A 13,463-nucleotide genomic window follows, 5' to 3' on the forward strand; every position below is an offset into this window, starting at 1 on the left:
GGGAAAAGCAGCAATCTATTGTGGATAAGACGGCGTGAATTTGGTGAGAGAGCTGTCCAAGAAACCTTGGCTCCCTACAACTTTAAACGAGTATTTGTTTAATAGCCTGATTTTCTTTCATAAATATTGAAGGAGGACAGCCTGTAAAGGATTCAAAATCTTTTATAAAATGGGATTGATCAAAAAAATCGAATTCATGTGCAAGTGTTGCCAAATTTACTTCCTTCCTGTTTATCAATTTGTTTAATATGCTTTGAAAACGGCTTAATCTGTAAAATGATTTGGGGGGTGTACCAATGTATTTGTTAAAAAATCGTTCAAATGTCCGAGGATTTATACTGTTTCTAAGACAAAAGTCATGAATACTCAGGTTGCTTGAATAATAGAAATGCAGTTGTTTGTATGAGTCGACGCTCAATCGTGCATTTGGATCTAGCAATTCTAGAAAAAAATTTTCGAGCAAATCAATCTTTTCTGATATTGTTGCTGTGTCTATGAGTTTTTCTTCAATTTCATGAACTCTGCTCCGTAAAATTATATCAAGGCCAAATGTTCCATTCTTAAATTCTGATACAGGAATTTTAAAAAATGGATAAAAGCCAGCTGGAAAGAACGAGACGCCAATGGCTGATGCAGCGCCATGCTGTTTCAATGTAGTATATTCTTTAGTTAATCCCCTGAAAAAAATATTGCTCGGTATTTCGCTTGAAATGCCATTTTTTTCAAATATCATTGGAGATAGAAAGTTAATGATAATGTCTATATTATTTACCGGGAGTATTTTGTGGCACAAATTTATATTTCGGCATTCAAATACCCAGAAGTATTTAATCAGGTTTTTAAGTTGTGTTACTCTAGGATAGAATTTATTTGTATGGATCGTATCATCGGTATATTCACTATATTTATCTTGGGTAATCGTTGTGTGTTTTGGTATTTTCATATTTTCCCTCTATTCATACTTGCTACTTACACATAACATATTAATCTGTGGTTTCTATTTATCTTTTATGCATATTTATGAATCAGATGACATGAATATTTTGAATGTTATGCGGATATGAATAATTTTTTTTAAAATCAATTTCATTGAAGGATAGCCTTCTTTGATAACGAAACACAAGAATTCCTCTGAGAGATTACGCCATGGGGCACCGGTGCGAAAAATCCACAGTATGCTGTCGAACATAAGTCGGGCATCTTTGGATGGTCTGTCCCGCCGTTCTTGGCGAGGAGGGGAGAAGAAAGGCTGGAAGAGTTGCCATAGCTTGTCTGAAAAGCTGTGGCGACTCATCTAGATACAATGCTATAACCAATATTAATGTCTAGAATTTTTTAGAAACACGTCCAAAAAAAATTATGATTTTTGAGAAGGCTAGTCCGACGACGTTGAGCAGGCTACCCGTGATCAACGCTGTCTTCTTGTTGAAGTCAACATATTTTTGAACACCTCATCAGTATCCCAGTCCACTCAGCGTTTTATCGTCACATCAACCGTCTCACTGCCACGTTTGACAGTATAGACAAGCGGAGCATCGTTTTTCGATGCCGTGATGGCCGCTTTGTGGAGGTCGGCCAGGGAGGTTATTGGGATGTCGTTTGCCGTCAGGATGACATCGTCTTGCATGAGTCCGGCGTGTTCTGCCGGTGATTGTGGGGCTACTGTGATGACATGGAGGCTATTGTCTATTTCGCTCAGTGTATAGCCAAGGCGGCTGCGATGGAGCAATGGACAATAGAAAAAGATATCTCCCGCTTTCGGGTCCGGAGCTTCCTGGCCTCGCCATGGCATGACGAGCAGGGCGCGGGCGGTCGGGTCAAGCGTCTTCAGGCGATGAGCAATCCCATATCCGTATTCGACGTGTCCATTCCCTACAATAATTGCAACGGGGCGATGGGTGGATGCATGCACACGCGCGGCTTCGGTTGCCATTGTCGTGTCCCACGCGGATTGAACTCGAATAAACCGGTCGAGATTCGGAGCGTTGTCCCGATTTTTGAGAAATGACATGTGCGCTTTGAACTGGTCTTCCAGCATGCTCTTCTGGGCGTCGGGAGCAGGCAAAACCGGGGCGGGCAAGAACGCACGTTCTTGCGGGGGCAGTCCTTCGATACCGACTTTACCATATTTCCGTGCAAGTCCTTTGGGTAAGTTCAGGGCATACAGAGGATACCCATATTGGGCCGCCGTTTCAAAAATAGGTCGATACAGCGAAAAATCGTATCCCCATGTATGCTCCCAGTCGAGGGCTTGGGGAAGTTGGTCAATGGAGAGACGACCGGCGTTGAAATCATCCAAAACGGGTTGGAGATCGACCGACACCATTTCCAGTCCGACAGCGATGGATACACCGGCTTGACCTAAGCGCTTGAGAAAATCGGCCTGCATCGCATGATCACAGGCATTCGTGTGGACTTCACCAAGGAGCAGATACGCCGCATGACGCGCCTGATCGAGCAATTCTTGGGGTGCAAGGCGAGTAAATCCGTCTGAACTATCCGGTGTCGCCCGAACAAATGTGCCGGAGTCTGGGAGTGTCATTGTTATGGCAGAGGAAGACGATGCGGTAGGGGCTGCTGTGGAAAGGGCGGGTGGCCGCGCGGTTGCGCAACCACCCGTCAAGAGAAGGCTGAAAGCAAAGAGATAATGAACCGTTTTGCGGTTTAATCCCACTTGCGTTTATCCTCAATGGGTTTGATCTGCGGGGGCAGCGTTCCCGGAGCCAGCACTTTGAGCGCAGGGCGCAGCTTGATCTTCTCGCGGAACAAGTGCAGCAGCTCGTCTTCACGACGGAAGTTGCTCGCTTCGATCATCAGCGTCATTTCATCAATGCCACCAGGATTGGTGACTTCGATCTGCCAACGCTTGATGTCTTCGAACCGAGTAATAACCTGTTCGACCTGATGGGGGTAGACAAACAGGCCTTTGATACGCGCTGTGGTGTCAACCCGGCCAACAATGTTCCCCAAGCGTGGCGATGTCCGGCCACAGCTACAGGGAGAGCGGTCAATGTAGGATAAATCACCCGTGGCTAGACGAATCAGTGGGTACGTCTTATTAAAGGCGGTGACGACGATTTCGCCGACTTCACCGTCTTTGAGCGGAATCCCCGTGTCCGGGTGGCAAATTTCGACAAACGCTCGGTTTGCGATATGCAGGCCGTTCTTCTGGAAGCATTCGTACCCCACGCAACCGACATCGGCGGTGCCGTAGCCTTGGCGCATGATAAGGTCGAATTTTTTTTCCAGGGTATTGCGCAATTTTTCCGAGAATTTTTCCCCGGTGACAAAAGCGACTTCAAGGAAGAGGTCTTTGCGCAGGTTGAGCCCGGATTCTTCGCCTTTTTCGGCTAAGTGCATGAGGTAGCTCGGCGTCCCGACATAGCCGGTGATGCGCAGCTTCTGCATGATTTCGAGCTGTGTGGCCGAGTTGCCCGGGCCGGACGGCATAACCGCACATCCCAGGTTCCGCAGGGGTTCTTCGAACATCAAACCGGCTGGCGTCAGATGGTAGTTGAACGTAATCTGAACCACGTCTCCAGAGCGGAAACCGGTCGAGTAGAACCCTTCGGTCCATCCCCAGTAATCTTCGTCGCGATCTTCGGGGTCGAAAATAGGGCCGGGCGAAAGAAAGACACGACGGAGTTCGCCCAGGTCTTTTGTCAACAATCCACCAAGCCGTGGTCCCATGGACTGCAAGAAGATGAGTTCTTTCTTCTTCAGGATGGGGATATGCTTGAGGTCGGTCAACGTTTTAAATTTTGATACCTGGAACTGCGCCCGGTCAAAACGCTTTTTGACATCCTCGGAATAACGATACGCATAAGTGAGGAGATCTTTAAGCTGTATCTGATAATACTGTCGCCGTTCGGATTCGTCGAGCACTTCGCGTCGGCTATAAATGCCCTCGGTGCGGTCCTTGCGGGTCATGGCTTCACCTTTGTATGTCGTGATAAAAAAGGGTACGGACTTGATTCTATATCAAAGTCGAAAAGAAAAAACGACTAACACTCGCCGCCAGATTTTTCAACCCCGGAATCAGAAGCGTCGGATACGCTATCTTTTTGGGGTGTTGGTGCGTTTTCAACCGCGTCTTCCATTGCAGATGGAACGGATTCAACTTCAGAAGCGCTTTCAGAAGGCACCGTGTCATCAATCGGGGCTGCTTCCTCGGTCTTTTTGACGGGAGGATTGACCGGACCGGCATTGTGTCGGGCGAAAACGAGAAATCCGGTATGGGCAACCATGCGATCTTCAGGACGTAAACGCTCGGCAACGGGCTTGTAACGCCGGATGAGAATTTCGAGCACTTCGATATCGTCGAAGGGAGCGTGTTCAAGACGGCCGAGAAGCTGAGATATCTGGTTGGTTGTCGGGAGTAAGAAACCGACCGGTGCACCTGGAGAAATCGCCGCTGCAGCCTGATCAATATAGTCCCACGGGGTGCGCACGTCGAGGAAAAGTGCATCGGCAGGCGGAACAGGATTGCCGTTGGCATCAAGAAAGCCTTCTGTAATATCGCGCTGGTGTCGTGTCACGCGATGCGATAAGCCGACACGCGCCAGGTTTTTGCCGCACAGATTGGAAAATTCGTCACGTCGCTCAAATGTATGAACGTGGCCTTCGTCGCCGACAAACCATGCCAGCGACATGGTCAAACTGCCTGAGCCGCTGCCGGCTTCGATGACTGTAGAACCGGGGCCGATGCCCAGCCGCATAATGATGTAGCCGATTTCCTTCGGATACATGATTTGCGTGGAACGCTTGACGTTTTTGGCCAGGTCATACAGCGTGGGCCGCACAACCTTGTACGGACGACCGAGGTGCGTGTAGACCGTGGCTCCATAGCCGGCTTCAGCCGCCATGGTGAGATCAATGGCACCATCCTGGGTGTGAAGCTCTTTGTCCGTTTCGAGGCTTCGCAGGTAGCGTTTCCCTTTCGGGCTTAAAAGCAGCAGCAATGGGCCGGTATTGGACATGATAACTCCGCATTGAAAGATAAGGCGATACCCGCTTGTTCAGGGGAACATACAACACAGGGTTGTAAAAAAACACCTGAAATATGCGCGGTGTGGACTCAAACGATTGTGAGCGGTCGCAAGAGCTGATAGGAGATGTGAAACCGCGTGTGGTTGTTTATTGAAATTGTCGTAAGGAGTAAAGCGACCAGTCTGCATCAATCCGGAGAATCGAACCGATTCCAATGTGGGGCACGGACTGGAGGGGGGCTATATGACAGATAGTGCGGTACCCAAGGAGCGAGTAGCCTATTTATTGGATAATACTGAATGGGGCAAAGAGTTGACATGGGAGGAAGTGGAAATCATGTCCTCTTATCTGTCTCTTCATGAATACAAGGAAGGAGAATACATCTTCAACGAAGGCGATTCCGGTGAATACATGGGATTTCTGGTTGAAGGAAAAATTTCCATCCTGAAAGAAACCGATGAATTGATGGAAAAACTCGTCTTGACCTTGCCCGAAGGAACGCACTTCGGCGAAATGTCCATCATTGACGGAGAGCGCCGCTCGGCTGCTGCGTTTGCACAGACCAATGTGGTGTTGTTGGCCTTATCGAAGGGAAAATTTGACGAACTTATTCAGGTGTATCCGTATTTAGGTATTAAAATTTTGAGAAAAATTGCCAAAATATTGAGCCGACGCCTTCGCCAGACGACGGGCAAAATGGTCAAAATGCTCTAGCCCGTTATGTCCGATACCAAGTATACGTATGTGTTCGGTCCGGTGCATTCCGGTCGGTTGGGGATTTCGTTGGGCCTAGATGTTCTTGGACGCCGCATTTGTTCTTTCAATTGTCCGTATTGTGAAGTCGGTGTCACTGATGTGTTGACCGTCGAGCGTGCACCGTATGTGCCAGCGAATGTCATTATTGGGGAACTCGATCGGTTCGTGAAAGAAGGACCGGATTTCGACGTTGTCACCCTCGGGGGGCTTGGTGAACCGACACTCAATGTCCAGTTCGGCGATATTTTGTCGCAAGCCAAAGCACTCGTAAAAGACCGCAAAACCGCCGTTTTGACAAACTCCGCCCATCTCGACGATGCCGATGTACGTCGTGAACTCTGTCTCGCCGACATGGTTCTCCCCTCGCTTGATTCGCTTGTTGAAGATGAATTCAAGCGGGTGAACCGGCCTCATCCATCCTGTTCTCTTGATAGCATACGACAGGGACTTTTGGACTTCCGCAGCATGTATTCGGGCACAATGTGTCTGGAAATTTTGCTGCTCGATGGGATAAACGACACCACAGAAAACTTGGATCGGCTCGAAGATTTTTTGCATCATCTTCGGCCAGATCGGGTGGATGTCGTCACCATGACCCGTCCCGGGACATCAAGCAAGATAAAGCCGGCTTCTGCGGAATCTCTCCAACGATTTCGGGAACGACTGTGCGGAGTGGGGACAAAAGCGACGTCAACCGCGAAAAAACGGTTATCCTCGCTGGACAAAAAAACGCCCTTGGGGCAAGAGGCCGCGCAGGACATGATTATTTCCTCCCTGCGTCGCAGGCCACAAACGGCCATTGATCTCGCCAAAGCGATGAGCATGGATGTGACCATGATAGAACAGGAACTCGCCATTCTTGTTGAACGTGGTCGCGTTCGTGAAAAACGCAAGGGAGATTGTATATTTTTTATATTGGCAGACACGATGATTGATTTATGAGAGGCCCGTTTTTGTGATGCAAAACAAATCGCCGCGCCGACCGATCAAGCACGCTCTCACTCGTATCGTTGTGTCTTCGCATACTGACCGCCTAACAGGCGCGCCGGAAAATGGAGCGCGGCTCCGGATATGCGCTGGAGAATTTTCGAATGGCAAGGAGCAAGAAGAAAAAAGCCAAAATGCTCATTAGTGTTTTACCTGGAGAACAGGTCGAAGTGGCCATTTCCCAGGAGGGCATTCTCAAAGAATATTATGTGGAAATGGTCCACCAAGCCAAAACACGGGGGAATATCTATAAAGGACGCATTCATAACATCGATCCGTCTCTGCAAGCGGCATTTGTCAATTATGGAGCAGAGCGAAACGGTTTTTTGCAGATCGATGAAGTCCATCCTGAATATTATATGAACGACTGGATCTCGGATAAAAAAACGAAATATCCGCCGATTCAGAAAGTTCTCAAGAAAAATCAGGAAATCCTTGTCCAAGTTGTGAAGGAACCCACGGGTAACAAGGGAGCATTTTTATCATCGTATCTCTCTCTTCCGGGACGGACGTTTGTCCTGACACCGGGGCGAGAACAATGCGGTATTTCCCGGAAAGTCGAGGATGAAACGGAACGCAAACGCCTTAAGGATATCGTCTGCAACATGAAGGTGGGCGAAGGTCTGGGCGTTATTGTGCGTACAGCCGGTATGGGAAAATCCAAAACCGCGCTGGAACGCGATCTGTCCTTCCTCAAACGCTTGTGGAAAGAAGTCCGTCATAAAGGCACGACGCTTGAGTCACCTGTTCTTGTCTATAAAGAAGCCGATTTGTCGGCGCGAGCTGTACGGGACTACCTGACAGAAGACATTGGTGAAATTTGGGTAGATGATAAGGATACGGCCAATAGGGTGTCTGAGATGGCGGCCCTTATTTTTCCTCGACGTACCGACATCGTCAAAGTCCATAGCGATCTTGATGTTCCATTGTGGGATAGGTTTGGCTTACGAAAACAGATTGAACAAATTCACGGTAGGGAAGTCACCTTGCCGAGTGGTGGTCGACTTGTTTTCGACCATACAGAAGCCCTGACCGCAGTCGATATCAACTCGGGCAAGATCGGCGGCGAAAGTAATTTCAAAGAAATGGCCCTCAAAATCAACAAAGAGTCGGCGGTGGAAATTGCGCAGCAACTCCGTCTCCGGGATATTGGTGGCCAAGTCGTGATCGACTTTATTGAGATGAAGGATCGCAAGCATTGTGGCGAAGTGGAAAAAGCACTGCGTCAAGCGTTCAAGCTGGATCGGGCACGAACCGATGTCGGCAAGATTTCCCGGTTCGGTTTGCTGGAATTGGTGCGTCAGCGGCTTGGTTCTTCCGCGCTTGCCGTGAGTACGGAAGCGTGCTGTCACTGTGCAGGGACGGGAACGCGACGAAACCTGGAATGGCAAGCCATGCAAGCACTCAAAGATATTTATCATCTCATACAGCGGAGCAGCAAGACGTCCGAAACTGTTGTGTATAAAACATCGACACGGCTTGCGCTGTATTTACTCAATGACAAGCGTGCTCGGTTATGCGATTTTGAGCATTCTTTCGGAAAAACAATCGAGATTGTTGCCGAGGATGCATGAGTTCCACGCCGCGAATTCTTTTGCATATGTGTTGCGGGCCCTGTTCGGTGACGGTCATCGACCGTCTCAAACAAGCAGGGTTCGCTGTCACCGGGTTATTTTATAATCCCAATATCCATCCGTTGACTGAGTATCTCAAGCGTCGTGATGGTGCGGCACAAGCTGCTGAGGCTTTGGGGATCAATATTATTTTTCGCGACGAGCCAACCGGACCACAATTGTTTTTACGTGATGTCGCGCATCGTGAGTCGAACCGCTGCTTCTATTGCTATAGTCTTCGTATCAAGCAGACGCGCAATATTGCCGCGCATGGCCATTTTGATTGTTTTACGACAACGCTTTTATATAGTCGTTATCAAAAGCACGAAATGATTCAGGACGTGTGTCGCGATGCTGCCGCCGGATCACCTGTGGCATTTCATTACGAAGATTTCCGCGACGGCTGGCAGGAAGGGATTGATCGCTCAAAAGCCATGGGGTTGTACAGACAACCCTATTGTGGTTGTATTTACAGCGAATATGAACGCTACGAAAAACAGCTAAAGAAACGAATCCGGGCGATGTCTTCGGACGGCTAAGCCCAGGACCGCGACCAGGTCGTGTCCGGCTTTGCATCCACGCCGTTTTCGATGAGGCAATATGCGAACGCTTGTCATGAATCTGACCCGGTTTGGCGATCTGCTGCAGACGCAGCCCATCATATCCGGGTTGACTGATCGCGGGAATCACGTTGAAGTCGTCTGTCTTGAAAATTTTCAGGCGGCCGCCAAGCTTTTACGAGATGTGGACACGGTTCACGCCGTCCCGGGAGCAAAGTTTTTATCCGGGTTGGAAGCTGGGTGGCAATGTGCCCTGTCGAGATTGTTTGCCTTTAAAGACGCTGTCCTTTCCTCATCTTCCGCTCCGATTTCTCTTGTCGCCAACATGACCCCGGCGCTGTCGGCCCGGCTGTTATCCCGTTTCTTTGGGGAACAGCATGTGACGGGTTTTGCCATGGACGAACTCGGATTCGGAAAGAACACTTCCCCCTGGGCAACGTTTCTGGAAGCGTCATCGAAAAACCGCGGCATGAGCCCATTCAATCTTGTCGATCTGATGTGGCAAGCTGCTGGACTCGGTGTCGAAGAGCGAGTCTATCGTCTCAAAACGCCTTTGGATGAAACCCTCCACGAGGCACGAGAGCTTCTGGATGCACAGGCTCCGGAATCCGCTGTTGGGTATGTCGGTTTTCAACTTGGCGCCAGCGTGGATCGGCGGCGCTGGCCTTTGGCTTCATTTGTCCAACTTGGTGAGCGCCTCTGGCAGGAACGAGCACTTGTCCCGGTTCTCTTTGGGGCGAAAGGGGAAGTGGAACTTGCGTCTCGGTATATCCGCGCAACCTCCAGCCCTTGTATCGACCTTATAGGGAAGACGGGCTTGGATATGTTGGCAGCGTTGTTGAAACAGCTCTCGTTGCTCGTTACCAACGATACCGGAACAATGCATCTTGCCGCTGGGCTTGAAGTGCCGATTGTGGCCGTATTTTTGTCGACAGCTCAGCCATTCGATACCGGGCCGTATCGTGCCGGGAGTATTTGTCTGGAGCCGGATATGGATTGTCATCCCTGCTCGTTCGAAGTGCCGTGTCCCCATGATCACGCTTGCCGGAATCGTATTGATGTTGAGACAATGGAACGGGCTGTTGCCTTGCGTCTTGATGATGAAGGCAATGTCGATTTATGTGGCCGCGATGTCCGTGCATGGCGTTCGTATGTCGATTCTCATCAGTTTATTGCTCTGGCGTCGCTTTCCGGACATGATCATGACGATCGAACGTTGTGGATTGATGTACAACGTCATTTTTATCGTCAGTTTTTTGACGATGGCCCCATCACGCCCTATCCCGCACCGGTTTCGTTATCCGAAGCAAACCAACATACTGTTGCCGAGGTTCTTGCACGCTCTTCAGCGTTGCTGGAATTGCTTGTTCAGCAAGGTATGTTGCTGGAACGGAAACCTTCCGATGTGTTCAAGTCGAAGTTTATGACCACATGGCAAACCGTGCAGACGTTGTGGGCAAACACGGTCTTTTTTTCCGCATTGGGCCGATTATGGCTTTTTGAGTCGCAGGAGCAGGGTCAAGATTTTCCTCTCTTTTTACGGCGTGTCGCTCGATATGCCGAGCTTATTGGTGCTATGCGATCGCTTGTTTAATATTTCTTTCTATTTCGATGTGTTATGACACTGTCTAAAATATGTGTGTTGAATTCACTGATTGGCACAATACTTGATAGAAACTTGCCAGGAAATATTTTCGCACATTAAGACTGAGACCCGAGGAGGGAGTGTCATGATAGTTGTCGACGGCCAGCAGACTGAACTTGATATGAGTGGCTTTGCAAACCTTGAAGAAATCCTTGTTAAAGTCGCTGAAGAAAATCACCTTGAAAATCGCATTGTCACTGATATCTTTGTAAACAAAGAAGCCTTTTCCGAAATTTATCCTCACCAAGCCGAAGATATTGATGCCAGCGAAGTCAAATCGCTTGAGATCGTTTCTGTTCCCATCACGGAAATGGCGGTCAATATTACGGATGAGTTGGAGAAAGTCATTAAGCTGATGGACCATGGTGCTCGGCGTGTTGCCGATTTGTTCCGTCAGGCCGAAGACAGTGAAGCGCTTGAAGTCTACCAGGATTTGGTCGACGTGACGCGCGATTTTATGAGCATGATCGGTGTGCTGCGTTCTGAATTCAATCTTAAGGATTTCGATGAGTTCAATGAAGCGCTTGCAGAACTGTCTGAGTTGTTCTCGGAAATTCTTGAAGTTATTGAAAATGAAGACTGGATTTTGTTGTCTGATCTTCTCGAATTTGAATTTGTTCCTGCTGTAGAAAAGTGGTTCAAAATTATCGGCATGCTGCGCACTGAACTTTCTAACTACGTCTGCGGGTAACTACCATGGCTGATTCGTTGTCGTATCTCGATACCGCCCTTGAGACCGGGCGTAAGGAACTTGACCTTATTTTGCGTGGTGAAGTCGAGGAAGCGGGAAAACTGGCCGATGAGCGAGGAAAATTGCTCAATATGGCCTGGAAAGAGCGCGACGGCGTTCAGATTGCCAATTTACGTCAAAAGCTCGTTCAACTTCAGACGCTACAGGGTCAGATCTCGCATGAAGCCAAGAGACTTCATGAGCAACTCAGATTGGAATTGACCAAAACGAAGCAGGAAAATAAGCGTTTTTCCGGCTATCGATCGACGGTTAAGCCCAAATCCATTTTTAGTAAGTTCATCAGTAAAATAGGATGATCTTGCTTCAGCATGTCATACAATGCGCGAAAAAAAGCCCCGCCGTTTCGGCGGGGCTTTTTTTCGCGTGGAGCAATGATTGTGGAGTCGGCGAACACAAACACGCAACCGAGTCAAAAATAAGGCGGTTTGACGACAGGCCTGCATCTCCTTCAATTTGAGCGTGTGAAAATTATTTTGTAGTACATTGATATTGCTTGCTTTTATGTATTTTGCCGTGTTGGCAAAGAAGTTGCAGTAAGGTTGGCGATGCCATGAAATTGTCAGGCTGAGGCCTGAACGCGATACAACTATAATGCACATGCGCTGCAATTCATAAAAAGGAGGAGTTATGCTTTCGCTTTTTACCGGAACTGAGAGGAAGCAGAAGAGGCAGACCGATGAGATTAAACGCGGCAAGCGAATGCAAAACGCCAAAGAGATGTTTTTTACAGGCAAATTTCCTGTCGTTACCACCCCGACAATTAAAGGACGACGCATCAAACGTGTGCTCGGGCTTGTCAGTGGGAGAAGTTATGACTCGGAATGTGCTTTTTATGGATTGACCGCCTCTGCCATTGATATTGGTGCCGATGCCATTATCGGCTATCAGGAAAACGTGGCATTTCATCCCGATGGATCCAAATATTTTTCGTGCTACGGAACGGCCATCACATTTGAGCCTGATGACCCCAAAAAACGCACTCGCCGTTCTGTCATGCAGTAACGACGTCGTTAATATCTCCCGAATGGGTGTACAAAAAGCCGGACACGTTCCGGCTTTTTGTTTTTGTATCGTTATAGTAATGCAATGTACTTGCGTTATGTTGCTTCCCGTGACACAGCATGCGACGGTTTCGTCCATCACTCTAACCATGAATAAAAACCATGACCACTCTGCATCGAAAACGAATTATTGCCGCGTTGATTTCAGCCGCAGTAGGGACGATTCTCGTTGCGGTCAAATTTTGGGCATTTGCCAAAACGGGATCGTCAGCGATTTTGTCCGATGCGCTTGAATCCATTATTAATATTGTTGCCGCTCTGTTCGCCTTGGCGAGTGTTATCGTGGCGGCCATGCCTCCCGACCGCAATCATCCGTATGGTCACGGACGCATTGAGTATTTCTCTGCGGGATTCGAAGGCTCTCTCATTATTTTAGCCTCATTGGGTATTGTGTGGGAATCGTATGACAAAATATTCAATCCGCAGCCTATCCCCAACCTCGACGCAGGTTTAATCCTGGTTGTCATTGCCGGGGCCGTGAATCTGCTCCTTGGCCTCTTTTTGCTTGGTGTCGGGAAAGCGACATCATCGGCAACACTTGAAGCCGACGGCAAGCATGTCCTAACGGATGTCTTCACATCTGCTGGCGTTGTCGTCGGTTTGGTTTTGGTATGGTTCACGGGCTGGGTCTGGCTCGATGGTGCCGTGGCCTGCCTCGTCGCGGTCAATATTTTGTTTATGGGCGTATCACTGGTGAAGAAGTCGTTTAGTCGACTTATGGATGCGGTTGACCCACATCTTTTGGAAGAAATTTGTCTGGTGCTTTCCAAGAATCGCAGACCAGCCTGGATTGATATTCACCGCTTGCGAGCTCGTCGAAGCGGCAACCGAGTCCAGGTCGATTTCCACCTCATTTTACCACGAAATATCAGTCTTGATGCGGCGTACAGTGAGGTACAGGATATGGAAGCCGTTCTGAAGAATGATTTTCACGATGATATCGATATCCTCATCCGGGCAGAACCCTGTCGAGACGGATCGTGCTCTCGATGCGGTCAAGCGAGTTGTGGATTGCGAGCTGCAGAAACGGTGTCTCAACCCGTTTGGTGTGAAGGGCCCGTCGCGGCAGACGGGCCCATGTCATCATCATGATGGAGGCAG

At 48.8% G+C, this 13,463-nt stretch carries 14 protein-coding genes; 9 read left to right on the forward strand and 5 right to left on the reverse strand.

Annotated features, from left to right (window positions below):
- Positions 1-82: 82 nt before the first annotated feature.
- The 5 genes from G451_RS0123980 to G451_RS31460 form a co-directional block, all read right to left on the reverse strand.
- On the reverse strand, positions 83-943 hold the full coding sequence (locus G451_RS0123980) for an AraC family transcriptional regulator (protein ID WP_027186225.1): 861 nt from the start codon (positions 941-943) through the stop codon (positions 83-85).
- Positions 944-1,018: 75 nt separating this feature from the next.
- The gene (locus G451_RS35460; RefSeq protein ID WP_084448753.1) at positions 1,019-1,294 is read right to left on the reverse strand and encodes a transposase; all 276 of its coding nucleotides are present in this window, start codon (positions 1,292-1,294) and stop codon (positions 1,019-1,021) included.
- A gap of 177 nt (positions 1,295-1,471) precedes the next feature.
- A complete protein-coding gene (locus G451_RS31455; protein ID WP_051261852.1) occupies positions 1,472-2,674 on the reverse strand; it encodes a ChaN family lipoprotein in 1,203 nt (400 codons plus the stop codon).
- Positions 2,665-3,930, reverse strand: coding sequence for a phenylacetate--CoA ligase family protein (locus G451_RS0123995; protein WP_027186226.1), 1,266 nt, complete (start codon positions 3,928-3,930; stop codon positions 2,665-2,667). Before G451_RS0123995 ends, G451_RS31455 begins: the two co-directional genes overlap by 10 nt.
- Positions 3,931-4,004: 74 nt before the next feature.
- Complete coding sequence (locus G451_RS31460) at positions 4,005-4,979, reverse strand: tRNA (adenine-N1)-methyltransferase (protein WP_084448754.1); 975 nt, start codon at positions 4,977-4,979, stop codon at positions 4,005-4,007.
- A 253-nt stretch (positions 4,980-5,232) separates the two neighbouring features.
- On the opposite strand from G451_RS31460, the gene G451_RS0124005 reads away from it, so the two are divergent.
- The 9 genes from G451_RS0124005 (at position 5,233) to G451_RS0124045 (ending at position 13,454) form a co-directional block, all read left to right on the forward strand.
- Positions 5,233-5,703, forward strand: coding sequence for a Crp/Fnr family transcriptional regulator (locus G451_RS0124005; RefSeq protein WP_027186227.1), 471 nt, complete (start codon positions 5,233-5,235; stop codon positions 5,701-5,703).
- A 6-nt stretch (positions 5,704-5,709) separates the two neighbouring features.
- The gene (locus G451_RS31465; RefSeq protein ID WP_034643888.1) at positions 5,710-6,687 is read left to right on the forward strand and encodes a radical SAM protein; all 978 of its coding nucleotides are present in this window, start codon (positions 5,710-5,712) and stop codon (positions 6,685-6,687) included.
- 149 nt (positions 6,688-6,836) lie between these two features.
- The gene (locus G451_RS0124015; RefSeq protein ID WP_027186228.1) at positions 6,837-8,306 is read left to right on the forward strand and encodes an Rne/Rng family ribonuclease; all 1,470 of its coding nucleotides are present in this window, start codon (positions 6,837-6,839) and stop codon (positions 8,304-8,306) included.
- Positions 8,303-8,884: an epoxyqueuosine reductase QueH gene (locus G451_RS0124020; protein ID WP_027186229.1), complete on the forward strand. Its 582-nt coding sequence runs from the start codon at positions 8,303-8,305 to the stop codon at positions 8,882-8,884. The genes G451_RS0124015 and G451_RS0124020 overlap by 4 nt, the downstream gene beginning before the upstream one ends.
- Before the next feature lie 61 nt (positions 8,885-8,945).
- On the forward strand, positions 8,946-10,499 hold the full coding sequence (locus G451_RS0124025) for a glycosyltransferase family 9 protein (RefSeq protein WP_027186230.1): 1,554 nt from the start codon (positions 8,946-8,948) through the stop codon (positions 10,497-10,499).
- Positions 10,500-10,635: 136 nt separating this feature from the next.
- Positions 10,636-11,241 carry a DUF8043 domain-containing protein gene (locus G451_RS0124030; RefSeq protein WP_027186231.1) on the forward strand — a complete coding sequence of 202 codons (606 nt, stop codon included), beginning with the start codon at positions 10,636-10,638 and terminating at the stop codon, positions 11,239-11,241.
- A gap of 5 nt (positions 11,242-11,246) precedes the next feature.
- Positions 11,247-11,597 (forward strand): hypothetical protein, encoded by a 351-nt coding sequence (locus G451_RS0124035; RefSeq protein WP_027186232.1) that lies wholly within the window; start codon positions 11,247-11,249, stop codon positions 11,595-11,597.
- 331 nt (positions 11,598-11,928) lie between these two features.
- Entirely contained in the window at positions 11,929-12,303 is a 375-nt protein-coding gene (locus G451_RS0124040; protein WP_027186233.1) for a YbjQ family protein, read from the forward strand.
- 161 nt (positions 12,304-12,464) lie between these two features.
- Entirely contained in the window at positions 12,465-13,454 is a 990-nt protein-coding gene (locus G451_RS0124045; RefSeq protein ID WP_027186234.1) for a cation diffusion facilitator family transporter, read from the forward strand.
- The last annotated feature ends 9 nt before the right edge of the window (positions 13,455-13,463 follow it).

The sequence above is a fragment of the Desulfovibrio inopinatus DSM 10711 genome, assembly GCF_000429305.1.
Classification (GTDB): Bacteria; Desulfobacterota; Desulfovibrionia; order Desulfovibrionales; family Desulfovibrionaceae; genus Alteridesulfovibrio; species Alteridesulfovibrio inopinatus.

Excerpts from the sequence above, each read along its gene's own strand:
- G451_RS0123980 (WP_027186225.1), bottom strand. The coding sequence starts at position 943 with ATGAAAATACCAAAACACACAACGATTACCCAAGATAAATATAGTGAA.
- G451_RS35460 (WP_084448753.1), bottom strand. The coding sequence starts at position 1,294 with ATGAGTCGCCACAGCTTTTCAGACAAGCTATGGCAACTCTTCCAGCCT.
- G451_RS0123995 (WP_027186226.1), bottom strand. The coding sequence starts at position 3,930 with ATGACCCGCAAGGACCGCACCGAGGGCATTTATAGCCGACGCGAAGTG.
- G451_RS31460 (WP_084448754.1), bottom strand. The coding sequence starts at position 4,979 with ATGTCCAATACCGGCCCATTGCTGCTGCTTTTAAGCCCGAAAGGGAAA.
- G451_RS0124005 (WP_027186227.1), top strand. The coding sequence starts at position 5,233 with ATGACAGATAGTGCGGTACCCAAGGAGCGAGTAGCCTATTTATTGGAT.
- G451_RS31465 (WP_034643888.1), top strand. The coding sequence starts at position 5,710 with ATGTCCGATACCAAGTATACGTATGTGTTCGGTCCGGTGCATTCCGGT.
- G451_RS0124015 (WP_027186228.1), top strand. The coding sequence starts at position 6,837 with ATGGCAAGGAGCAAGAAGAAAAAAGCCAAAATGCTCATTAGTGTTTTA.
- G451_RS0124020 (WP_027186229.1), top strand. The coding sequence starts at position 8,303 with ATGAGTTCCACGCCGCGAATTCTTTTGCATATGTGTTGCGGGCCCTGT.
- G451_RS0124025 (WP_027186230.1), top strand. The coding sequence starts at position 8,946 with ATGCGAACGCTTGTCATGAATCTGACCCGGTTTGGCGATCTGCTGCAG.
- G451_RS0124030 (WP_027186231.1), top strand. The coding sequence starts at position 10,636 with ATGATAGTTGTCGACGGCCAGCAGACTGAACTTGATATGAGTGGCTTT.
- G451_RS0124035 (WP_027186232.1), top strand. The coding sequence starts at position 11,247 with ATGGCTGATTCGTTGTCGTATCTCGATACCGCCCTTGAGACCGGGCGT.
- G451_RS0124040 (WP_027186233.1), top strand. The coding sequence starts at position 11,929 with ATGCTTTCGCTTTTTACCGGAACTGAGAGGAAGCAGAAGAGGCAGACC.
- G451_RS0124045 (WP_027186234.1), top strand. The coding sequence starts at position 12,465 with ATGACCACTCTGCATCGAAAACGAATTATTGCCGCGTTGATTTCAGCC.